Annotated in this window: 23 protein-coding genes and 3 pseudogenes; 15 read left to right on the forward strand and 11 right to left on the reverse strand. The window is 40.2% G+C overall.

Going from position 1 to position 22893, the window contains the following annotated elements; all coding sequences use genetic code 11:
• Nucleotides 1-114: 114 nt before the first annotated feature.
• Nucleotides 115-318 (forward strand): annotated as a pseudogene (locus tag CIK86_RS01290) (2OG-Fe(II) oxygenase); the annotation flags it as partial.
• Between the two features lie 26 nt (nt 319-344).
• On the opposite strand, the gene CIK86_RS01295 reads toward CIK86_RS01290, so the two are convergent.
• Genes CIK86_RS01295 through CIK86_RS01305 form a run of 3 tightly spaced genes read right to left on the reverse strand, consistent with a single transcriptional unit; the run spans nt 345 to nt 2584 of the window.
• A complete protein-coding gene (locus CIK86_RS01295; protein WP_086960352.1) occupies nt 345-1889 on the reverse strand; it encodes an IS66 family transposase in 1545 nt (514 codons plus the stop codon).
• Nucleotides 1890-1928: 39 nt separating this feature from the next.
• Nucleotides 1929-2282: an IS66 family insertion sequence element accessory protein TnpB gene (tnpB, locus tag CIK86_RS01300; RefSeq protein WP_254910727.1), complete on the reverse strand. Its 354-nt coding sequence runs from the start codon at nt 2280-2282 to the stop codon at nt 1929-1931.
• Nucleotides 2279-2584: a hypothetical protein gene (locus CIK86_RS01305; protein ID WP_013465796.1), complete on the reverse strand. Its 306-nt coding sequence runs from the start codon at nt 2582-2584 to the stop codon at nt 2279-2281. Before CIK86_RS01305 ends, tnpB begins: the two co-directional genes overlap by 4 nt.
• An 81-nt stretch (nt 2585-2665) precedes the next feature.
• Here CIK86_RS01305 and CIK86_RS19325 point away from each other — a divergent pair.
• Nucleotides 2666-2767, forward strand: a pseudogene (locus tag CIK86_RS19325) (2OG-Fe(II) oxygenase); the annotation flags it as partial.
• A 4-nt stretch (nt 2768-2771) separates the two neighbouring features.
• On the opposite strand, the gene CIK86_RS01310 reads toward CIK86_RS19325, so the two are convergent.
• The 4 genes and pseudogenes from CIK86_RS01310 to CIK86_RS01325 form a co-directional block, all read right to left on the reverse strand.
• The gene (locus CIK86_RS01310; RefSeq protein ID WP_058372668.1) at nt 2772-3164 is read right to left on the reverse strand and encodes a hypothetical protein; all 393 of its coding nucleotides are present in this window, start codon (nt 3162-3164) and stop codon (nt 2772-2774) included.
• A gap of 104 nt (nt 3165-3268) precedes the next feature.
• Nucleotides 3269-3421 (reverse strand): annotated as a pseudogene (locus CIK86_RS01315) (CPBP family intramembrane glutamic endopeptidase); the annotation flags it as partial.
• A gap of 27 nt (nt 3422-3448) precedes the next feature.
• Nucleotides 3449-4585 carry an ISAs1 family transposase gene (locus CIK86_RS01320; RefSeq protein ID WP_008466968.1) on the reverse strand — a complete coding sequence of 379 codons (1137 nt, stop codon included), beginning with the start codon at nt 4583-4585 and terminating at the stop codon, nt 3449-3451.
• A gap of 57 nt (nt 4586-4642) precedes the next feature.
• Nucleotides 4643-5287 (reverse strand): CPBP family intramembrane glutamic endopeptidase, encoded by a 645-nt coding sequence (locus CIK86_RS01325; RefSeq protein ID WP_254910698.1) that lies wholly within the window; start codon nt 5285-5287, stop codon nt 4643-4645.
• Between the two features lie 203 nt (nt 5288-5490).
• On the opposite strand from CIK86_RS01325, the gene CIK86_RS01330 reads away from it, so the two are divergent.
• Both CIK86_RS01330 and CIK86_RS01335 read left to right on the forward strand, forming a co-directional pair.
• Nucleotides 5491-6192 (forward strand): DUF3581 domain-containing protein, encoded by a 702-nt coding sequence (locus CIK86_RS01330; RefSeq protein ID WP_011327338.1) that lies wholly within the window; start codon nt 5491-5493, stop codon nt 6190-6192.
• A gap of 157 nt (nt 6193-6349) precedes the next feature.
• Nucleotides 6350-7597, forward strand: coding sequence for a DEAD/DEAH box helicase (locus CIK86_RS01335; protein ID WP_086993234.1), 1248 nt, complete (start codon nt 6350-6352; stop codon nt 7595-7597).
• A 22-nt stretch (nt 7598-7619) separates the two neighbouring features.
• Here the strand turns inward: CIK86_RS01335 and CIK86_RS01340 are convergent, their stop codons facing one another.
• Entirely contained in the window at nt 7620-8075 is a 456-nt protein-coding gene (locus tag CIK86_RS01340) for an Rrf2 family transcriptional regulator (protein WP_086993233.1), read from the reverse strand.
• A gap of 302 nt (nt 8076-8377) precedes the next feature.
• Here CIK86_RS01340 and CIK86_RS01350 point away from each other — a divergent pair, with 302 nt between their 5' ends.
• The 8 genes from CIK86_RS01350 (at nt 8378) to CIK86_RS01385 (ending at nt 16956) form a co-directional block, all read left to right on the forward strand.
• Nucleotides 8378-10636, forward strand: a complete 2259-nt coding sequence (locus CIK86_RS01350) for a nitric-oxide reductase large subunit (RefSeq protein ID WP_086993231.1) — start codon at nt 8378-8380, stop codon at nt 10634-10636.
• A gap of 251 nt (nt 10637-10887) precedes the next feature.
• Complete coding sequence (locus CIK86_RS01355) at nt 10888-12189, forward strand: M20 family metallopeptidase (protein WP_086993230.1); 1302 nt, start codon at nt 10888-10890, stop codon at nt 12187-12189.
• Between the two features lie 195 nt (nt 12190-12384).
• Nucleotides 12385-13386 (forward strand): fatty acid desaturase, encoded by a 1002-nt coding sequence (locus CIK86_RS01360; protein ID WP_011329065.1) that lies wholly within the window; start codon nt 12385-12387, stop codon nt 13384-13386.
• A 32-nt stretch (nt 13387-13418) separates the two neighbouring features.
• Nucleotides 13419-14213 (forward strand): LuxR C-terminal-related transcriptional regulator, encoded by a 795-nt coding sequence (locus CIK86_RS01365; protein ID WP_011329064.1) that lies wholly within the window; start codon nt 13419-13421, stop codon nt 14211-14213.
• 180 nt (nt 14214-14393) lie between these two features.
• Complete coding sequence (tyrS, locus tag CIK86_RS01370; RefSeq protein WP_011329063.1) at nt 14394-15656, forward strand: tyrosine--tRNA ligase; 1263 nt, start codon at nt 14394-14396, stop codon at nt 15654-15656.
• Between the two features lie 95 nt (nt 15657-15751).
• The gene (locus CIK86_RS01375; protein ID WP_086993229.1) at nt 15752-15964 is read left to right on the forward strand and encodes a hypothetical protein; all 213 of its coding nucleotides are present in this window, start codon (nt 15752-15754) and stop codon (nt 15962-15964) included.
• Between the two features lie 132 nt (nt 15965-16096).
• Nucleotides 16097-16519, forward strand: coding sequence for a GFA family protein (locus CIK86_RS01380; protein WP_086993228.1), 423 nt, complete (start codon nt 16097-16099; stop codon nt 16517-16519).
• Nucleotides 16519-16956 (forward strand): Rid family detoxifying hydrolase, encoded by a 438-nt coding sequence (locus CIK86_RS01385; protein ID WP_086993227.1) that lies wholly within the window; start codon nt 16519-16521, stop codon nt 16954-16956. The genes CIK86_RS01380 and CIK86_RS01385 overlap by 1 nt, the downstream gene beginning before the upstream one ends.
• Nucleotides 16957-17036: 80 nt before the next feature.
• Here CIK86_RS01385 and CIK86_RS01390 read toward each other — a convergent pair whose 3' ends face one another.
• Nucleotides 17037-18230 (reverse strand): MFS transporter, encoded by a 1194-nt coding sequence (locus CIK86_RS01390; RefSeq protein ID WP_086993226.1) that lies wholly within the window; start codon nt 18228-18230, stop codon nt 17037-17039.
• Nucleotides 18231-18344: 114 nt separating this feature from the next.
• Here CIK86_RS01390 and CIK86_RS01395 point away from each other — a divergent pair, with 114 nt between their 5' ends.
• Nucleotides 18345-19139, forward strand: a complete 795-nt coding sequence (locus CIK86_RS01395) for a helix-turn-helix transcriptional regulator (RefSeq protein WP_011329058.1) — start codon at nt 18345-18347, stop codon at nt 19137-19139.
• Here CIK86_RS01395 and CIK86_RS01400 read toward each other — a convergent pair.
• Nucleotides 19127-21199: a TonB-dependent receptor gene (locus CIK86_RS01400; RefSeq protein ID WP_086993225.1), complete on the reverse strand. Its 2073-nt coding sequence runs from the start codon at nt 21197-21199 to the stop codon at nt 19127-19129. The two genes, CIK86_RS01395 and CIK86_RS01400, sit on opposite strands and share 13 nt — an antisense overlap.
• Nucleotides 21200-21272: 73 nt before the next feature.
• Entirely contained in the window at nt 21273-21932 is a 660-nt protein-coding gene (locus CIK86_RS01405) for a YoaK family protein (RefSeq protein WP_086993224.1), read from the reverse strand.
• Between the two features lie 181 nt (nt 21933-22113).
• Between CIK86_RS01405 and CIK86_RS01410 the strand changes: the two genes are divergently transcribed.
• On the forward strand, nt 22114-22362 hold the full coding sequence (locus CIK86_RS01410) for a TIGR03643 family protein (RefSeq protein ID WP_086993223.1): 249 nt from the start codon (nt 22114-22116) through the stop codon (nt 22360-22362).
• 79 nt (nt 22363-22441) lie between these two features.
• Nucleotides 22442-22891: a hypothetical protein gene (locus CIK86_RS01415; protein WP_086993222.1), complete on the forward strand. Its 450-nt coding sequence runs from the start codon at nt 22442-22444 to the stop codon at nt 22889-22891.
• The last annotated feature ends 2 nt before the right edge of the window (nt 22892-22893 follow it).

Genomic DNA, 22893 nt, shown 5'->3' on the forward strand with positions numbered 1-22893 from the left:
CCACAAAGATCAACACGCCCTAGTTATATGACATCGTATTTTGATATTGTTTAGTCTAAGCATTCATAATTTACTAAATGCTACAATGCGGCATATAAACTCATAGGAGGCCGTATGATTGCAACCGTTAAAAACAAAGCCATTTTTAGCAGTAATACATTTTCGATAAACCTTGTTACTTACCCAACTAATCACAGCGTAATGAACCACATTGATCCGGTGCAGCAAGGGCGCTATTACAAACTCAACTTTGTATTAGTAAAACCTAAAAGCGGTGGGGTGTTTAAATGCGCTAAATGTATTATTAACTGGTTTAATAGTAAGCGCGCATTTAAGCAGTGCGCTTAGCTATAATCGAAGTCTAGCTGCACATTCCACGGCATTAGGTCGGTAAAATCATCATCACCCTCATCTCGATTCGGCAACGTTTTAAATAAATGCACAAAGTAGTAATACGGATTGATGTCATTAGCACGACACGTCATCACAATACTATAAAGTATCGCGCTGGCCTGAGCACCATTAACCGATTTTGAGAATAGCCAGTTTTTTCTACCAGTGGTAAACGGCCGAATATCTCGCTCAGTAATATTATTATCAATCCCTAGTTCGCCATCTTCACTATACCGCATTAATTTCGGCCATTGATTAAGCGTGTATTTTATCGCTTTGCCAATATAACTCCCCGCCGTTACTTTACCTTCGGCTTCATCAAGCCACGCTTTAAAGTGCATTAATATGGGTAAGGCTTTTTCTTGTCGTAACTGATACCGCGCTTGAGGAGATAACTGTTTGTTTTTAGCGTGGGTTTCCAGTTTATATAATTGGCTGATAAAGCTGATGGCTTTATGCGCTCGACCTTTGTTTTTCGACTCTGCTTTTAAGGCATCGTTATATTTGCGTCTAGCGTGTGCCCAGCAACCAACAGGGGTAATGCCTTCAATACCGTCATAAACACGGTAACCGTCGCACTGTAAATAGCCTTGATAACCGGCAAGAAATTCTTTTGCGCAAGCGCGACTTCGACCTGCTTGGTAATCGTAAATCACGACAGGCTCACGGCTGACCTCATTGCTGCGATAAACCCACATGTAGGAATTGCTGCTAGGGTTGTCACCTTCATCTAACACTTGTGTACGGGTTTCATCGGCACATAAACTGTGCTCACTAAGCAAGTGACGTTGCATGGCTGCCACTAAGGGGCTGATTAGCAGGCCCGCTTTAATACACCAATTAGCTAATGTTCCGCGCGATAGTTCAAGGCCGCCACGGCCCAGTATGTCAACGAAACGATAAAGCGGTAAGGCATCGCAGTATTTGCCCGTAACAACCGCCGATAACGCTTCTGGACTCGCAATGCTGCCAGGAATAGGCTGCTTGGGTTTAGGCGCGGTGATTATTTTACTGGCCAATTGTTCATGCTCGCAATGTCTGCAAGCATATTTAAATTGTTTGTGCTTAATGACACTGACTTTCGCCGGAATAATCTTCACTTGCTCGCTGTCTTCACTACCACATTGATGTAGTTGTTCACCGCAACACTGACACGTTAACTCGGTTAAGGTGTGCTCAACCTCTTCTCGTTCAAAGTGCTCAGCCAGTATTTGTTTACCTTTCTTATGGTGTTTAGGCGGCTCAGTCGTTTTATGCTGCTCCGCTTCATTGAAGGTGCCCCGTGGGGCTTTTTCACTTTTTTTACCGTATTTTTGGGATTTACTTAACTTAAGCTCAGCAAGCAAGTGGTCAATCCGCGATTGCATTTCAACCTTATCTTCTTGCAGTGAAATTTTATCTTTTTCTAAGCCATCAAGCTTAGCCTGCATAAGTGCAAGCTGATTTTGTAGTTCGGTGATGAGAATAGTGTCTGGCATTTTAATAGCATGACACATGGGAAAGATCGTTCAAGTAAAAAAAACGATCTGGTTAATTTATATCACTGATAACCCTGATAAAGTTGAGTGGCGGGTTTTATTATTTACCGGTAAGCCAGATAATAACCATTGTAACTGCCGTTGTTCAATCCCCATGGCTACGTGTGCTTGAGCATGATTTGGCCATTGAAATCGTCCTTGCTCTAAGCGACGATAATAAAGCCAAAAACCATTGGTATCCCAAAACAAAATTTTTAATTTATCGCGTTGTTTATTACAAAAAACGAACCACGCTTGGCTTAAAGGATCGAGAGATAGGGTATCGCTGACAATAATACTTAACCCATTGATTGATTTTCGCATGTCGGTGAATCCCGTGACCAAGTAAACTTGGTGGGTGCAAGGTGTCACAGTACGCTCAATAATTTGGCTAGCGTTTGGTTAGCTAATGTCGACTCGAAGTCTATTTGATAGCCGTTTGGTGTGGTGAGTTTAATGATTGAAGGGTGTGTAAAGGCTTGCTCATGAATAACAAACGGGATCACCTGTTGCTTTTTAACCCTTATCGTTTCGTCAGAAAGGCGTTTACGCCAAACATAGAAAGTCGATGCGTTAATGTTGTTATCACGACAAAATTGAATGATGGCTAAACCACTCGATTTTTGCTGCTCAAAAATGCCTTGCCAGTGTTTTATTTTTTGCTGTTTATTCATAATTACCTCAGGTTAATATGCTGAGTAAATTATGCATAGGTAGCATTAATATTGGTATGTGGGTTTAATTGCGCGCTTACGTTTAATAGGGTGTATTTATTTAGGCCCGATAAGTACGAACACAGCGTATCTAAAATCGAGTCTGGAAAGCGTGTGCTACTGAGCTTTGCACTTAATATATGATTTATTAATAGTCGTAGGCCTGTCCGGTACATAAAACAGATAGGTCGCAATACGATACAGAGGTTTCGCTACAAGAGTTAATAGTAAAAGCATTTGCGCCTCTGCGCATGGCATCAGCTTTAAGTAAATCAATAGCATTTGATTTAGAACGGTTATAGCTTACATTATTGTTACCCATACCATCGCCATCACAGCTTTCACCTGCTATTCGGCCTAAAAGTGTAGCGCCACTTTCGTGTGCTTCTTGGTCGCTGTAAAACTGCTGTAAATCTCTTTTATTAACGTAGGTACCAATTTCTTGAGATAAAACGTCGTTGTCTATATCTGTATGAAAAGTCATGTTTGAGCAACCACTTAAAGTAGCCAGTACGGTTATTATTGCCATAAAACGTAGCATATTTATTAGTCCTTTAATGTATTGTTTGAAGTAGTAAATTACTAACAAAATCGAATGTGGGCAATGTTTACTACTGAGTAAATTGTTAGTGTTTGTAAGTGGCTTTATATGCACTCGGTTTTACTAAGCATAGGATAAGTAAATAAAAAGAAATGACAAACATTTACTAACCAATGGCATAAAATAGCCCACTCTAAACGCTGCGTTTTATAAAAAATATAGCCATACCCTAAGCCTGCAATAAATGAAACTAATACATAGCTAACTCCCCCAGCAAAACACGGCTAGCGCATTTTAATCCCAGACTCTAACAGGGTTGAGCGGTAATCATCGTCTAGCCCTGCCATTTTCTTTTTCCTCGCCATACTTGCTGACTTAGATGCATCTTGTTTAAAAAGCGCCATGGCTATCTTTCGCATTACATTAAACATTAATGGCCCTTGAAGTTTGCGTATTCTCGATTCATCTTCTCTGAAGTTCATATCAAGCATCCAATGCATGCTTTCAACCTGCCAGTGACTGCGTACCGCATTGAGTGCTTGCGCTGCATTTAAGTCTAATGAACTTATATACCAGCGTGTTTCAGTGGTATCCGACCCTGCCGACTTATCATGAACTTCAGCCCTGACCTTAATAATACTCGTTAAGCCAGGCCAACGATAATCCTTGCCTAGCCAGCTTTTATCTATAAGTAACTGCTGGCATGTACGTGTTTCAACACGCCCATGTCCTGAGCTTATTTCGGTATGTTCATCACAATTATGCTTAGTTAACCTTTCACGCTCGCACTTGTGCCACCACGCTTCTAGTTCCTTTTGCATGCCTGAATGATTACCTTTAAGTGCAAGAATATAATCTGCTTTTTGTTGGATGATTTGTTTTGCTATTTCTTGTTGGCATCCCATCGCATCTAACGTAATGATACTGTTTTCAATATCGAGCAGGGTGAGTAATTCTGGTATTGCGGTGATTTCATTTGTTTTATTATCAACAGCCGTCTGCCCAAGCACTAACTGGTGTTGGCAACTCCATGCACTGACCGTGTGTAAGGCACTTTTTCTGTCTTTTGTGGTAAATGAACGCCGTGCGGTTTTGCCATCGATAGCGATGATATCTGCACCTGTGGTTTCAATCAGTGATGATATCCAAGATTGAAATGCCCTTTCTATTTCATTTGCTTTTAACCGACACATGACGCGAGCAATCGTGTCATGTTTTGGAATTCCTGCGTTGAACGTACCGTATTTTTTTAACCAATCAAGCTTTAGGTGCCCAAAGTCTTCAATATCTTCCCATCCTTCTGCACCAGAGAGTACAGCGCTAATAGCAAGGAGAAGAATATCGATAAGTTCATGCTTTTTACAACGTTCAATGCGAGGATCTGTAATTGAATTAAAATGTTTCAGAAAAGTAGTGCTCATATTTATGCGACCAAGTAATTATTATGCCTTGATCTGATCACTACTTGCTCTATAAGTTCAATTTATAATGATCTTGCCGTGCCCAGCAAAATGTGCCAAAGCAAAAATACCTGCAGTAATTACAGGCGCAAATATTGCCAAGCGGGTAGGCGTAATAATTTGGCTAAGCTTGGTTTGTAATAAGCCTCTAAATAAAGCTTCCTCAGCAACACAGGTAAATAAAAGGTTTATAGCAATAAATGCTAACCAGAAGTCAGGAACCTTAGGGTTAAAGCTTACCAGCCCAAGCATTAAAGCTGCAGTAAGTGCGGCTAAAATGGTAGTAATAATTATTAAAATAGGGGGGTTAATTAATGAAGTCGTCTTTTTAGACTCTGCTTTTAAAGGCTTTATATTTGAATAAAAGTAAGCACAAAGAAAGAGGCCAGCCATAGCTTTATCAAAATTAGCATAAAGGGTAAAAGCAATTGCATCGCTGGTAATATGCTCGTTTATAGCAATAGGAAGGTTGTTAAAACCAGGCACCCAATGAAGCGCTAATGCCAATGAGGAAACTATAAAAACAGTGCTTAAAATAGCGCGTATTATTGTTTGCTTTATATGAAGCACAAAGTGATATAAAGCAACGTAAAGCCCAGTACTGAGCAGTCCATATAAATTTATATAACCCTCAAAATACGCACATATAACACTTAAAGCCATTAAGTAGTGCCAAAGTGGTTGCCGTATTATTGATACTTTACAGTACGGAAAAACACATATAATCGATAATGCTAATAAATAAAAAGTCATTATTTTTTTATTACTCTGTTTTATTTAGTAACTAATCTAACAGATTCGACCTCTCATTTTATTTTTTCTGTTAGTATAGCCAGGTTATAAGCCGTTTAAGTAGTGAACACCCTATGTTAAGTCCTTTTTATCAGCAACATGCTGATTATGTTTCGATCTCTCGTGAGCAAGGCTGTCGTTTCGCCAAGTGTATTGCTGATGATTACAACCCACTTCACGATAAAGATGCGAAGAAATTTTGTGCTCCAGGAGACTTACTTTTTTCATTAGTATTAGATCGTTACGGTATTAGTGAACGCATGGAGTTTACTTTTGCGGGTATGGTTGACGAAAATACCAAACTTAGCTTCCCTGCAGAGGCCGATGAATTTGATGTAACAAACGGCGATAAAGTAATTTTAAAGGTAAAACGCGAAGGTAAAACCAGCAAATGCCCAGCACTTACTAATAGCTTGATTAAAAATTATGTTGAGTTTTCAGGCGCAGCGTTTCCGCACGTGATTATTCCGCTCATGGGTAAGCAAGAGGTAATGATTAACCCTGCACGCCCGATGATTATTTACGAATCGATGATTATAAATCTTGATACTGTTGAAATTAGTGCACCGACACTTGAATTTGCAGAGCCTAGTTTTGAATACGCAGGTAAACGCGGCAAAATTACTTTGCGCTTTAATTTGCTAGAAAACGGTAAAAAAGTGGGTTTTGGTGAAAAGCACATGGTGGTATCGGGTATTCGCGAGTACTGCCAAGCTACGGTTGATGATTTGATTGCTTTTTACAACGAGCGCAAAGCAAATTTAAAACCAGCTTAAAAACGAGATTAATTTTAAAAGGTGCTATTTAGCGCCTTTTTTATTGGCACAAATAAAAGCAGATAAATACGATTAAATAGTTTTCTCAAGCACTCTAATTTACGGCATGAGTGAATATGAGTACAATAGCGCTCTTTGTCATTTTAAAGCTAAGCCTATGTCTGCCACTACGTTCTCATCACTTAATCTCGACCCGTTGTTATTAACTGCGATTGAGCAAAATAATTACACTCAACCTACCGCAATTCAGATTAAAACCATCCCGCCTATTTTAGCGGGCAGTGATGTAATGGGCAGTGCACAAACTGGCACAGGTAAAACCGCAGCGTTTGTACTACCACTGCTACACAAACTTTTAAACACCCCTAAAAAAGATGAGCCAGGTGTTGCTCGCGTGGTAATTTTAACGCCAACTCGCGAACTTGCTCAGCAAGTATTTGCCAGCTTTGAAAAATATGCCCAAGGCACCAATATTAAAGGGGCATTAGCGTATGGCGGCGCAAGCATAGGCCCACAAATAAAAGCCCTAAAAGATGCGCAAGTAATAGTAGCCACCCCGGGGCGCTTACTCGATCATATTGTTAAAGGCAGTGTGGTGCTTTCAAGTGTTGACTCACTGGTGTTTGATGAAGCCGATCGTATGCTTGATATGGGATTTATTGACGAAATTAAACGTATATTGCGCCATATTCCAGGCGATCGCCAAACTTTGTTATTTTCGGCGACTTTTGATGACAGCGTATTTGCGCTTAGTAAAAAACTACTTAAAAACCCAGAATTAGTTGAAGTTGATAAACGCAACTCAGCAGCAGTTGAGGTTGAGCAAGTAATTTACTCAGTAGACGAGGATCGCAAGCGCGAGCTGGTATCGCACATGATCGGCATGAAAAATTGGCGCCAAGTGCTTATTTTTACCCGCACCAAACAAATGGCCGACCAACTGGCTAAAGAAATGTGTAAAGACGGTTTAAAAACCGAGTCAATCCATGGTGATAAATCACAAGGCGCACGCGACCGTGCACTACAAAACTTTAAAGAAGGCATTACCCGTGTATTAGTTGCTACCGATGTAGCCGCACGTGGTTTGGATATTCCGACACTTAGGTTTGTAATTAACTTTGAACTGCCATACATAGCCGAAGACTACGTACATCGCATTGGCCGTACAGGTCGCGCTGGTGAGCAAGGGCTTGCAATGTCGCTAGTAAGTATTGACGAGCAATGGTTACTTGAAGAAATAGAAGTACTGTTAGATATCCGCTTAACGCCACAGTGGCTAGCAGGCTACGAGCCAGATCCAAACAAAAAGCCAAAAGATAACCGCAAAAACACCAATAAATCACGAAAAGACCGCGATAAAAAACGCATTACAGGACAAAGAGAGCCAAGTAGAAGACGTAAATAGTCGATATGTAATTGTGTTTAATTTAGTCATGCATTGTAGGTGTGATCAGTATTTTACTTAATACCGCTTTATTTGGGCCGTTTATTAAATCGGCCAAGGTGTACTGATCTAAGCAATTAAAAAAGCTTTCTATTGCGTGTGAAAGTACTTTTTTGAGTTGGCATGCTGGTGTAATAATACAAAAGTTATTTTCACCAAAGCACTCTACTAATGCAGACTTCCCCTCAAAAGATCTAACTAATTTACCAATGTTTATTTGTTCTGCAGCGTGATTTAGTTTGATCCCACCATTTTTTCCTCGGGTACTATTAATATAGCCTTGTGCACTTAATTGTTGCACCACCTTCATTAAGTGGTTTTTAGATACGCCATAGCATTCAGCTATCTCTTTTATTGTTTTAATTTCGTTAGTATTTTTATTTATAGCGAGGTAAATAAGTACGCGTAATGAGTAGTCGGTAAAACGAGAAATATTCATCTGTTGGCCTTTTGCTAATAAATTAAATTATATATTTAATTTATTAGCTCTACAGTACTTTTTTATTAATTACAGGCTGGTTATTAATTAACGTTACTTTTATTGATCTAAACATGTATTTTGTTTGCATGTTTAGGTGTATGTTAACTATGAGCCAATAATAACTGGTAATAATGCTAATTTTAGTCGTGGTTTGGTTACTTACGAAATAAAAAAGCAATTTTGTAAAAATAAACATTTATTTCAACATAATAAAGTACCTATGGAGAGTAGCGATATGCGTAATCGTCAGGGGGATAGCAATGAGAGAATATAAAAGGTTATGGTGGGCCCTTTTAGGGGTCGTCGCAGTCACCTTTTCATTATTAGGTTACTACGGCACAGAGATTTACCGTGAAGCACCGCCAATACCAGCCGCGTTTGTATCAGAAAGTGGCAAAGTGTTAACCACAGAAGAGCAAATACTTGACGGGCAAACTGCGTGGCAATCTGTTGGTGGCATGCAATTAGGTTCGGTTTGGGGGCATGGGGCTTATCAAGCGCCAGATTGGACAGCTGACTGGTTGCATCGCGAGTTAGTGAGTTGGTTAAATTTAGCTGCAGAAGATCAATTTGGCACAGCATACGATGAACTCAATGAGCAACAACAGCATATGCTGCGCTATGATCTTAAAAAAGATTATAGAACAAATACTTATAATACAAAAACCAACACTGTGAGCTTGTCATCGCGACGTATGCAGGCAATAGCGCAAACCAGTGATTATTATAATGCGTTGTTTGGTGGTGCAGCTGAGCTGCAGCAAACCCGTGCTAACTATGCAATGAAAGAAGTTACTTTGCCCAGTGCTGAGCGCAGGGCACGTTTAAACGAGTTCTTCTTTTGGACGGCTTGGGCGGCATCTACTGAGCGTTTAGATGGGAATGCAACCTATACCAATAACTGGCCGCATGAGCCGTTAATTGATAATAAACCCACTACCGAAAACATAGTATGGTCGCTGGTCAGTATTGTGTTACTGGTTGCAGGAATTGGAGCATTAGTGTGGGCGTGGGCATTTTTACGCAGGCAGGATGACGAAGAGCCAATCGTGCCAAAAACAGATCCTATTTTATCTTTTAACTTAACGCCTTCGCAAAAATCTTTAGGTAAATACTTATTTTTAATTGTAGCTTTGTTTACCTTTCAAATATTTGTAGGGGCATTTACCGCTCATTATACCGTTGAAGGGCAGGGCTTTTATGGCGTGCAAACCTCTGAATGGTTCCCCTATAGTTTAGTGCGAACTTGGCATATTCAGTCGGCGTTATTTTGGATTGCAACAGGCTTTTTAGCGGCTGGTTTATTTTTAGCCCCAATTATTAATGGTGGCGAAGATCCTAAGTTTCAAAAGCTGGGTGTTGATGTATTGTTTTGGGCGTTAGTATTGGTAGTAGTTGGCTCGTTTATTGGTCAGTACTTAGCAATTGCGCAAATAATGCCGCCAGAACTAAACTTTTGGTTAGGCCATCAGGGCTATGAATACATTGATTTAGGACGACTATGGCAAATTGGTAAATTTGTTGGAATATTGCTGTGGTTAGTATTAATGATGCGTTGTATTACACCCACTTTAAATAAAGAGGGTGATAAAAACTTACTGGTTTTATTTATGCTGTCGGTAATTGCGATTGGCTTATTTTATGGTGCGGGTTTTTTCTACGGCGAGCGTACGCATATTTCAGTAATGGAATATTGGCGCTGGTGGATTGTGCATTTATGGGTAGAAGGTTTCTTTGAAGTATTTGCCACAACAGCACTGGCCTTTATATTTTTTAATATGGGTTTAGTGTCTAAACGTATGGCTACAGTGGCTTCGTTAGCGTCGGCTTCGTTGTTTATGTTAGGCGGTGTTCCGGGGACTTTCCATCACTTGTACTTTTCGGGTACAACTACACCCGTTATGGCTGTAGGTGCAACTTTTAGTGCGCTTGAAGTAGTACCACTTATAGTGCTTGGTCATGAAGCATGGGAGCATTATAAATTAAAAACGCGTGCGCCTTGGATGGAAAATGTTAAATGGCCAATAATGTATTTTGTAGCCGTTGCATTTTGGAATATGTTAGGTGCAGGTGTGCTGGGCTTTATGATCAACCCACCAATTGCTTTGTATTACATTCAAGGACTTAATACCACAGCAACACATGCTCATGCAGCTTTGTTTGGCGTTTACGGCTTTTTAGCGCTGGGCTTTACACTACTCATATTAAGATACATTCGCCCACATTTAAAATTTGATGAAGGCTTAATGAAAACCTCTTTTTGGTGGATGAATATAGGGCTAGCGTTAATGCTATTCACTAGTTTATTACCGGTTGGTATTATTCAATTTGTTGCCAGCGCATCAGAGGGGCTTTGGTATGCACGTAGCGAAGCATTAATGCAAAGCGATACTTTGGTAACGCTACGCTGGGTGCGCACCATTGGTGATGTAGTATTTATGGTGGGCGCATTAGCGGTTACTTGGCAAGTTGTTAAAGGTGTATTTAGCTCGCCAGAAAAAGCAGTTAAAACGCCCTAGTTATATTGTAAATATATAAAATAAAGTTAAACAAAAATGACGCTAAACAGCGTCATTTTTTATTGGTGTTTTTACTCTAGTGAGTTTTAGTTACTATGTAGTTTATTAAATGTTTTGCATAATAACTCAAAATAGATGGGTAATTATTTGCATTGCTCAGTGCATTGCGCATTATCTACTTACCCACGTCAAAATTTTCTATAACAGCACTGCACAGTGTTGCTAAAGGCAGATAATAAAAAGGAACACAGATGAAACGCTCATTAATCTCATTAGCTATTGGCTTAGCAAGCCTAGGGGCATTTAATGCCAGTGCCAATATTAATATCGATAAACAGATAAATCAGGTTGAAGATAAGGTGATTGAATGGCGTCGCGATTTTCATCAGCACCCTGAGTTAAGTAACCGCGAAACACGCACCGCTGCGATTGTAGCACGCCATTTAAAAGCCTTAGGGATGCAGGTTGAAACTGACATTGCTTACACAGGTGTAGTGGGGATTTTAAAAGGCGGTAAGCCGGGGCCAACAGTAATGCTGCGTGCCGATATGGATGCACTGCCAGTAACCGAAAAAGCCGATGTGCCTTTTAAATCACTGGTAACTACCAAGTATAATGGGGTTGATGTTGGGGTTATGCATGCCTGTGGGCACGACACGCATGTGGCTATGCTAATGGGTGCAGCTGAAGTATTAGCCGCTGTAAAAAATGAATTACACGGCGATATTATGTTTGTGTTTCAGCCAGCAGAAGAAGGCGCGCCACAAGGCGAAGAGGGCGGAGCTGAGTTAATGTTAAAAGAGGGGATATTTAAAAAGTATCAACCCGATGTGGCGTTTGGCATTCATGTTATGGCAGGATTAAACAGCGGCCAAATTGGTTATCGTAGTGGCCCAATTATGGCCAGTGCCGATCGCTTCGAAATAACGGTAAAAGGTAAGCAAACGCATGGTTCATCGCCTTGGGGTGGGGTCGATCCTATTTCAGTTGCTGCACAAATTGTCTCAGGGGTTAATCATATTGTTAGTCGTCAAATAGATATAACTAAAGAGCCTGCCATTATCTCGTTTGGTAAAATAGCTGGTGGCGTACGTAATAATATTATTCCCGATAGTGTAGAAATGGTAGGTACTATTCGTAATTTTGATATGGATAACCGCCAACAAATTTTTGAAAAATTAACCACTACAGCTACGCATATTGCTAAAGCGTCGGGAGCCGAAGCACAGGTAAATATTTTTAAAGGTTACCCAGTAACGGTGAATAACCCAGAGCTTACCGCGCAAATGTTGCCAACACTTAAAAATATAGTAGGTAAAGATAACCTGTTTGATGTGCCAAAAGTAACCGGCGCAGAAGACTTTGCTTTTTATGCGCAGCAAGTACCGGGTTTATTTTTGTTTTTAGGCGGCACGCCAACAGGGCAAGATGTAAAAACAGCACCAACCAACCATTCGCCGTATTTTTATGTTGACGAGTCAACGCTTAAAGTGGGCACTAAAGCAATGAGCCAGCTGGCGATTGACTATTTAGCTGCACAGCAAAAAAACTAACATAAACTTAGCTCACGCTAGGATTAAATAAATTACGGGCGCTATTAGAAGAGGCGTCCGTGTTGTTTTTTGCAGTAATTAGCGTGTAAAAGCATTAGCAACTAGTATCAAAGAGCATAAGAAAGTACTCTCAAAGGTGTTTTTTTTACCAGTTCGGGTATTATCCGCCCCAACATAATTGATCGGTTGTAATTTATGACTCATTTAAGTGCAAAAGAAAATATTCAAGCCATTGTTAAAGCTATTAAGGCTGAAGAGGCGAAGCTACGCGCTAAGCATCCATTATTAACACATCAAAATACCTTGGGATTGGTTATTTTACTGTTATCTCTTGGGGCATTAGTTGGGGTTGGCTTTTTATATTATTTAGCCATTATTCCTGCGTGGTTATGTATTATTTTAGCTGCTATGGCTGCATCTATTTCGCATGAGTTAGAGCATGATTTAATTCATAAACAGTATTTTAGTAATCAGCCATTTATGCATAATTTTATGATGCTAACCGTGTGGTTAATGCGCCCTAATACTATCAGCCCTTGGTATCGTCGTAAGTTACATTTACACCATCATAAAACTTCAGGCACACAACAAGACCTAGAAGAGCGCTTAGTGGGTAACGGTATTAAAAATCCTTTGTTACGCGCGTTGGTTATTGTGGATGGCTTATTAGGCTTATTAATTAACGCCAAACGTTTTTCTAAAGAAATTAAAGGCTTTCACTTTTTTAAGATATTTAATGCCGGTTTTCCTATTACCACCGCTTACTTTATTGTTTTATACAGCGTAATTATATTTCATGGCGTTAATTTATTTACTGGGCTTGCACAAAGCTCGCCGGCTTGGTTATTAAGCACTATGTCGCTATTTGAGTTTTTAATGGTGGTGTTAATTGTACCTAATATTGTGCGCTCGAGCTCGCTAAATTTTGTTACCTCGTGCATGCATTACTATGGCGGTGTAACCAATATGCTGGAGCAAACCCATGTGTTAACCAGTCGGGTATTTATGCCGTTTCACTTGTTTTGTTTTAACTTTGGTAAAACCCATAGTATTCATCACTTTGTGCCAAATCAGCCATTTTATTTACGCCAAATGCTAAGTAAAAAAGTGCTAAATGTAATGCGTGAACATGGTGTGCGTTTTAATGATTTTGCCAGTATTAAACAGGCAAATTTTTATAATGCTAACGCCAATTAAACTTTTAATTTAACTAAAACACCGTGGCAGTAATGATTGCAAAACCCACTGAAAATGAGCTAATTGCGCAATGTGTTGAAGCAATCAATTCAACTGGTTTTGCACAAAAAATAGTTAATTACATTGCTCATTTAGTGCAATTTGACTGCGCGGTGATTTTAGGCTGTAGAGCCCATAAACACCCCATTTATTTATACGATTCGATAGATACTCGACGCGAGTTATTGTTTCAGCGCTATTTAACCAATTCGTTTATTAACGATCCCTTTTATATTGAACTGTCAAAAAGTGGCCATGAAGGTGTGTATCGGTTAGTCGATATCAGTGCAAATAAAGATTTAGCAGCTTATACCCAATACCAGCAACAGTTTTATAACGAAACCGGTTGGGTAGATGAACTTAGTATAAGTGTGCGCACAGATGAGAGCCGCTGGATTGTTATTTATTTAGGCTTTTTAGAAAGCAAACAACGCTTTAGCGCTGCACAAAAAAGCACCTTAATAGCTCATTTTAGCCTTATAAAAGCATTATGCCGCCAACATTGGGGCAATAACTTATTATTGCTTGGGCCTTTAACTACCACAGCTACAGGGCAATTAATTGAGCGTGGCTTAGCTACCTTTGCCAACGAGCAACTTACCACCCGCGAGCGACAAATAGCTATGCTATTAGTGCAAGGCTGCGACTCTAACGATATTGCTAAGCAATTAAATATCACCTTAGGTACAGTTAAAAACCACCGTAAACGTATTTACGCACAATTAAAAGTGTCTTCGTTGAGTGAGTTTTTTCAGCTGTTTTTAAACCACTTAATCACTAGTGAGTAAGATTAGTTAGCATAAATATTTGCCTTGCCTTAATACTACTTTCGCACCGTTAAACAGCGCTTCTACTTAAATTGATTAATATAAAGTACTTTCTATCCCTTTAGGGATATATGGTTGTGTAGCAGCTTTAATTAGTATTTTTACCCTAACTAATTAACACATGTGTGTGGGATAAATACAATGACAACACAATTACTGGAAGATATTACACATCGCGGCCTGGTTTCTCAGGTTAGTGATTTAGCGCAGCTTGAGCAGTTATTAGCAACCTCGCAAGTTGTGTATTGTGGTTTTGATCCCACCGCGGGCAGTTTACATATTGGCCACTTAGTACCTTTGCTAATGCTAAAGCGTTTTAATGATGCCGGCCATAAAGCGGTGGCATTAATTGGTGGCGCAACCGGGTTAATTGGCGATCCAAGCTTTAAAGCCACCGAGCGCAGCTTAAACAGTAAAGAAACCGTACAAGGTTGGGTAGCAGATTTAAGCTCACAAGTAGAGAGTGTAATGAACCCGCATTTAAGCGAGCCAATTCAATTAAAAAATAATGCCGACTGGTTTAGCGGTATTGAAGTGTTGGATTTTTTTCGCGATGTAGGTAAGCACTTTTCAATTAATAATATGATCAACCGCGAGTCGGTAAAGCAACGTTTGCAACGCCCTGATCAAGGTTTATCGTTTACTGAATTTAGTTACACTTTATTGCAGTCGTACGACTTTGCTAAATTAAATAGCGAACTGGGTTGTAGTGTGCAAATTGGCGGCAACGATCAGTGGGGGAATATAGTAAGTGGGATTGATTTAACCCGCCGCTTAAATAAGCAAACTGTGTATGGATTAACTTTGCCACTTATTACTAAATCAGACGGTACTAAGTTTGGTAAAACGGAAGGCGGCGCAATTTGGCTTGATCCGAAAAAAACCTCACCGTATCGATTTTACCAATTTTGGTTAAATTGTGACGATGCCGATGTATACAACTTTTTGCGTTTTTACACCTTTTTATCGGTAAAAGAAATTGAAGCCATTGAAGCGAATGACATTACCAGCCAACAAAAGCCTCAAGCGCAAGGTATTTTAGCCGAGCAATTAACCCGCTTTGTACATGGTGAACAAGGCTTAGCAAGCGCGCAGCGCATTACGCAATTATTGTTTAACGGCCAAGTACAAACACTCACCTTGGCAGAGCTTGAGCAATTAGAGCAAGATGGGCTCGCCGTACACGCTATTAGCGACGCGAAAATTAATATTGCTGAGTTACTGGTTAAAAGTGAACTGGCCAGCTCAAAGCGTACTGCGCGTGAGTTAATAAACGCGAATGCGATTAAAATTAATGGCGAGGCCATTACAGATGAGCACGCACAGTTAGATTTTCCGCTGTTTGATCGTTTTTGGGTAATGCAGCGTGGTAAAAAGCAATTTAGGCTTATTAAGTTAGCTTAAAGTGTTACAGGCGTGTTGAATTGAACATCCTATGAAATAAAAAACGCACATAGCCTGTCTACTAATTAGGTCAATAGCCTTTTTGAGGTAGTACTATGTGTAGTTCAATGAAACGTAGCCGTGAGGTAAAAAAGTTACAGCTTAACTTTGAAGACGATCTTAGTAATGAGCAACGCTTGCGCTTTGCTGCTAAAGCAAATATAGCGCAAGCGCGCCGTGATGCGCTTAATAAAAACAGTGCTGATAAGCATATTGCTAAATCACGCTTTTTTAATTTATTTCGTTGGTTTAAACAGTATTTATCATAAATTTAGAGGCACTAAATAGTTGCTTTAGGCTGTGGTTTTTTATTGCTATGCAGGTACACTTTTAATATAAAACTCGTGTAATACCGAAGCACCCTTAAGGGTGGAGCTCGTTAAAAATAATGGATATATAAAATGAACATAACTGGAAGCTGTTACTGCGGCGACATAAAATACCAAGCGAAAACACAAAGTAACACGCTATTAGTGTGCCACTGTAGTGATTGCCAACGCATGTCGAGTGGGCCATTTAGAGCGGTAATAATGAGTGAGCCTAACCGCGTTACTTTTACGCAAGGTAAGCCTAAAGAATATATAAAAACGGCGCAAAGTGGTAATAAACGTGCGCAAGGGTTTTGTGGTAATTGTGGCACCTCACTTTATGCTACCAACGAAGCGACAGAAAACCGTGTATATGGCCTTAGAATAGGGGCGGTTGATCAACGCGATGAGTTTACGCCAGTAGCGCAAATTTGGTGTCAGTCTAGCGTTAGTTGGTTGAACGATTTAGTGCAAGTGCCTGCATTTGCCACCACCCCAAAAAAATTAGGTTTATAATGAAAAAAATAACATTAATTACCTTATTCACCAGTGTATTGAGCAGTGGTTTTGCTAATGCAAAAAACAGTGATATTGAGCACTTAAATGCGGCCTCAGCAAGTTTACCTTTTTCGCAAATTGTAAGGGTCGATAATACCTTGTATATGTCGGGTCAAATAGGGCTTACAAGCAGTGGTAAACTAGCACAAGGTGGTTTTGCAGCAGAGACTAAGCAAACGCTCGAAAATATAAAAAGCACCCTAGAGCAGCATAATTACAGTATGAAAAACATAGTAAAGTGTACGGTTATGCTAACCGACATAAATGACTTTAAAATGTTTAATAAAATATATGCTGAATACTTTACCCCGCCATATCCTGCGCGCAGTGCGTTTGCAGTAAAAGCGTTAGCACTAAATTCAGTTGTAGAGGTTGAATGTATTGGCGCTGTTTAAGCTAAATATATAAAAAGTACTAAACTATAATTAGTTATAAAAGTGGGCAAATGATTACACCGTCCACTTTTAATTAACGCTTACGCTTTGTTGCGCATAGTAATATTACGCCCGCCTAAATAACCAAACACCGCACATAGCGCGCTCGCACCTGCGCAAAACCATAAAGTAGATGCCCAGTTACCAAAATAACTATGCAGCGCACCTGCAATAATAGGTCCAGTAGCGGCAAGTAAATAACCAATACACTGCGCCATACCAGAAAGTGCCGCAGCTTGATGTGAGTCGTGAGTACGTAAACTAATAAACGACAAGCCCAATATAAAGCATGCACCCGAGCAAAACCCCATAGTGATTGACCACACAGACGCATAGTCTGGCATATACAACAGTCCAATCGACGACAGGCTTGCCAACACTCCTAAAACAAAGGTGAGTACGCGCTGATCTTTTAGTTTTGCTAATAAGGGAATTAAGATAATACCGGGTAAAGCCGAAGCTACCTGAAATGAGCCTTGCAGCGCACCCGCTTGTTGTGCGCTGTGGCCACTGTCTATTAAAATGCTTGGTAACCAGCCAATAATTATATAAGTAAATAACGAGTTACAGCCAAGTAGCAAGGTAATTTGCCACGCAAGGGCTTGGCGCCACACTTTAACGTCACCGGTGTTTTCAACCAGATCTTTAGTCGGTTTGGTGCGTAGCTTTAATTGCGGTAACCAAATAAATAAACTTATTAAAGTAATTAACGCGTAACTGGCTAAAGCAATTTGCCAGCCTATTTGTTTATATTCGGCAAGGGGAATAATTAACGCTGAGTAACTACCGCCAAAAATACCCATAGCAAGCACATACGCCGAGGTCATTACAGCCACTTTGTGTGCAAAGTCGCGCTTAATTAAACTCGGTAACAGCACATTACCTATCGCAATGCCGACCCCAATGACGGCGGTGCCTAAATAAAGTACCGGCACAGAATCTATCATGCGCGATGCTAAGCCTAAGCCAATTAAAATAAGGGCAATAAAAAGCGACACTTCTAAGCCTTGCCTTTTAGCTAAACTAGTGGCTAATGGGCTTGCTAAAGCAAATGCAATTAACGGTAAGGTGGTAAGCATACCGGCTTGTGATGCGCTTAAATTAAAACTAAGAATTATTTGGTCCAGCACGGGGGCTAAACCAGTCACTGGCGCACGTAAGTTACTGGCAATAAGTAAAATTCCCAGTACTAATAATGCGTAAGATAAGCGAGATTGAGATTGTTGAGTTAACAAGGTAAACGTCCTAGCAGGTTGGTTATTTAGCAAGAAGCAATAGAGACTAGTATAAAGGCTAAGTCATCACTATAATTTAGTAAAAGAGACATTAAATAACTAAAAACAGACAAAATGCAGCTTCCCCAAGATTGGAATGAAATAAAAAACTTTGAAATCATGCCGCAGCCGGTTATTGCTAAAATAGAATATGCCCAGCTTAGCCGTGAAATTCCGCTGCATACCCATCCAAAAGGGCAGTTAATTTTAGCCCTGCACGGTTATGTTACCTGTGAAGTGGCAACAAAAATGTGGATGGTGCCTACTCATAGCGCCATTTGGATCCCGGCAAATGTAGAGCACAGTAATAGAGCATCTGATAATGCGCATTTATGCCACTTATTTATTGATGCAAACTTACAAGGTATGCCAAGTACAGCCTGTACATTAACCATTAGCCCATTAATAAAAGAGTTAATGCTTAGTTTGGCAAGTAATCAGCAAAACTATAGCTTAACGGGTAAAACCGCACGGCTTGCACAGGTATTATTTGATCAGCTGGTGGATATGCCAATTCAACCTTTAGACTTTGTACTATCAAAAAACAGTGTTATTAAAAACATGAGCAATCAACTTATTAGCCAGCCTTATAGCCGTAAAACATTGCCACAATGGGCACAGCAATTTGCTTTAACTGAACGTACTTTAGCGCGGTTAATAAAAAAAGAAACCGGTATGACCTTTGGTAAATGGCGCACTCAATTGCATATTATAATTGCACTGCAGGCGTTATCTAATCAGCAAAGTGTGCAGCAGGTATCGGAGCTATTAGGTTATGAGTCGGTGAGTGCGTTTATTACTATGTTTAAAAAAGTAATGAAAAAATCGCCCATGCGTTACATGAGCGATCTGGATGTTTACCAGCTATAAGTTGCTGAGATCATGGCGTTACGTGGCCTCCCTGGAAAGTAGCGGTCGCCGGTAAAGCTTGTGTAATCGGCGCGCTCGGCATAAGCGGTATCGGTTAAGTTAATAATACGCGCTGCAAGCGCTAAGTTATTTGTTATTTGCCACTGTGCTCGTAAACTTAAAATGTCATGCCCGTCATAACTGTGTAAGTTTTCAGGATCGGTATAGTAACGACCAACATGATGCCATTGCAGTGCCACATTGGCGTTATTAAACGCCTGCCAGGTTAAATCTAAATTGGCAATTTTACGCGGGGCGGTATCAACATCATTATCTTTAATATTGATATTATTGAGTATTTGCTCATTAGTATAACTATGCTTGGCATAACTGGCGGCAAAGTTAACTGACCAAGTTGAGGTGAGAGCATGCTCAAGTTCAAGCTCAATCCCGCGGTGGCGCGAGCTGCCATTATTCACGGTAAAAAAGTCGCTGTCGCGGTAAATAGTATGGTGCTTACTCATAGCATAAACCGATAAATTATAACGACTATTTTGATAAACGCCTTTTAAGCCAAACTCAGCATTATTAGCTATTTCGGCACTTAAATTAGTGGTGTTTTGCTGGCGTTGTAACTGATATAACTCGGCGGCTTGTGGCGCTCGGTAGCCACGCGAAAAGTTAGCATAAAGCAGGTTATTAACAGTGTACTGATAGCTAACCCCAAGTTTTGGCGATAAGTTACTAAAATTATTTTTTGTACTTTCAGGGCGGCTATATCGGCAACCACCAAATCCGCACTCTGTACCGTCTTCTTTCGTGCGCCCCGCTAACATGTTATTAGTGTAGTCGTATTGCATGTGCTCATAACGAGCGCCAAGAGTCACTAACCAATCGTTTAGTTGCAGATCAACACTGACAAAAGGTGCATATAAGGTGGCATTTACGTCGTAATCGTAATGCTTACCTTGGGGTACTGTAGCAACTAAAAATGCCGAGCCTTGAGTTGGCTTGTTTTGACTTTGTAAAAAGTCGGCGTGGGTGTATTCGCCATCTAGGCCAAAGTTAAGCTTAATATTATCCTCTAGCTGATGCTGATAAAGCGACTGCAGCCCCACACCGGTTTGACTGTTGTACTCTAGTGGCGTACCAGGTAAAAAATGCTTAAAAAAGTCCATACTTTGGTTACGAAAATACACCGTTGTTGAGAGCGTATCGTCATTTAGTTGCCAAGTGGCGTTACTCCAAACTCGTAACGAACGTGCTTTTCTAAACGCATCCGGATCAAAGTTTTGTTGGGCTATGCTCTCGTCTTTATAGCTTTTAAAGCCGGTAATAAAGCCTGCAGTTTGTTGATCTAAATGGGTATAAGTAAGCCCAGAGGTAAACGCTAAATCGCTATTATTATAACGGTGACGTAAGTTTACCTTTTGCTGTTTTACGCTTTCGTCATCGCGGTAGCCACTGTCGTCGGTAATGCTGGCGTTAATACCTAACCCGCTGCTGCCCATATCATGGCCAGCACGTAATTTATATCGGTTATAGCCAAACGAGCCATAATCTAAGCCGATTAAGCCGCCATCTTGCGTTGTATCTGGGGTGATCACGTTAATAACCCCATGCACCGCATTTGAGCCATACAGGGCAGATCCTGGGCCTTTAAGTACCTCTATACGCTGCGCCATTTCGCTATGTGCTTCAAACAACTCGTTTATATTACAAAACCCAGCTGCTCTTAGTGCAATACCATCCTCAAGTGTGAGTAAACCACCACAGGCACCAGCACCGGATAAAACAGGCGAGCGCAGCGCGGGTAAATACTCTTGGCCATTACCACGTTGTATATTCGCGCCAGCGACTCTTTGCATGGCTTCTTCAATATGCGTGGGGGCAATGGCATTTAATTGTGCCTCATTGAGCACGCTAATTATTACGGGTAACTTTGTACTAAGCGCCTCAACACGCGACGCAGTGGTTGTTATGCGCTCAATTGGCTGAGCATCATTTTGCTTGCCATTGGCAATGGCTATAAGTGGCAGCTGAGAGAGTAACAGCAAAGAGGGTAAATAATGGCGTTTCATATATTCCTACACATTGATTATATGGTAATGGCGCTATGCTAAGCGTTAGGCAAACGTATTGAAATAACTTGCGTTAAACGGTGTTGCGTAAACGATAAAGCCGATAAGTAATTGATAAAATAAAGCACATAACAGCTGGCACTACTAAAGTTGCTACAGAAAACAATTCAAATAGCATAAACCCAATTACACCACCGCATAAAAACCCTAGGGTGATCAGTAAAAACACCATGAATTTTCGGCTATCTACAGCATCGCCTTTTAATGCGCGGCCCATCATTAAACCAAGGTCGGTAAAAATACCGGTTAAATGTGTAGTACGAACTACTGCGCCACTGTAATTGGTTGCCAACGCATTTTGTAAGCCACAAGCGGCAGACGCCAGCACTATGCCATAAACAAAGGAGCTATAAAGTAAGTAGGCACTGGCTAGCAGTAATAACCCTTCGATAAACAATAAAGTGTCGTAATGTCGGCCTAACTTTAACGAGCCACCGTTGAGTAAAAATCCCGACAACGCAGAGCCAAGCATAAAGCTAATTATGATACTAAACAGTAATAATGCCGCACTGCCATCACTCATTAATTTTATACCAAATAAAGTAACAGAGCCCGACAAATGAGAAATAGCCTGATGTTCAAACCCTAATAAACCCACAGCGTTCACAATGCCGGCAATAAATGCCAGTGTAAATGCGCCATATTCAACCCAGCGTGGCAGCTTTGTAAACATAGTTAACTTCTCTATACTTGGTTATAGATATATTTAATATCATACACTTAAATTTTCTTCTTCTAAAATAATGATAAAAAATAACCGAAATTAAATGTATCTCTATTTTATATGGCTTAAGTTAAATTGATCGTGCAATTTTAGTGCTTCGTATTAGTTATTTTTTAAAGAGAAAATAACTATGTTTAACGCCCAGCAGCAATCGCGCATTATAGAAATGGCATGGGAGGATAGAACCCCGTTTGAAGCAATAGAGCAACTTTATGGCTTAAATTATTCGCAGTTGGTGGTTTTTATGCGCCAACACATTGCCAGCGGCAGCTTTAAAGTATGGCGAAAACGCCACGCTGGGCGCAAAACCAAACATTTAAAGCTGCGTGATCCCGCCATTATGCGCAGCCATTGTAAAACGCAATATAAGCAGCGTTAAGATTACTTTATACAGAGTTTCATATAATGTTCAGGCTAACTTGTTAATCTTGCGTTATTAACTAAAGCAGAGATTAACTATGTATAAAACCATTTATAGCGCATTAATTATTTTAATATTGAGCTCATTTAACGCACAAGCAAAGCACGACAAAGATGATTATTATGATAAGCACCATAATAAACATAGTAAATACGAGCATGGCTCAAACAAGCACTACAATAAAAAGCACCATAATAAAAAACACTATTCAAATAAGCATGAGTGGAAAAAACACCATAAAAAATATGACAGCCACGATAACCACTTATCTAAAAAAGAAGCTAAAAAGCTTATTCGCCAGGGGTGGACGCCACCGGGTTGGCATAAAAGTTACCACAGAGGTGATATTTTAGAGCGTGATATTTATAAGCGTGCCAAAGTAATAGACAGATACCGAGATAAAGGTACTGTACGCATAGAGGTAGATCGTACTATTATTCATATGGTGCACGACACGCGCGAAATACTGTCTATTTTGAGTCGATAAAC

Source organism: Pseudoalteromonas sp. JB197, assembly GCF_002332205.1.
Taxonomy (GTDB): domain Bacteria; phylum Pseudomonadota; class Gammaproteobacteria; order Enterobacterales; family Alteromonadaceae; genus Pseudoalteromonas; species Pseudoalteromonas nigrifaciens.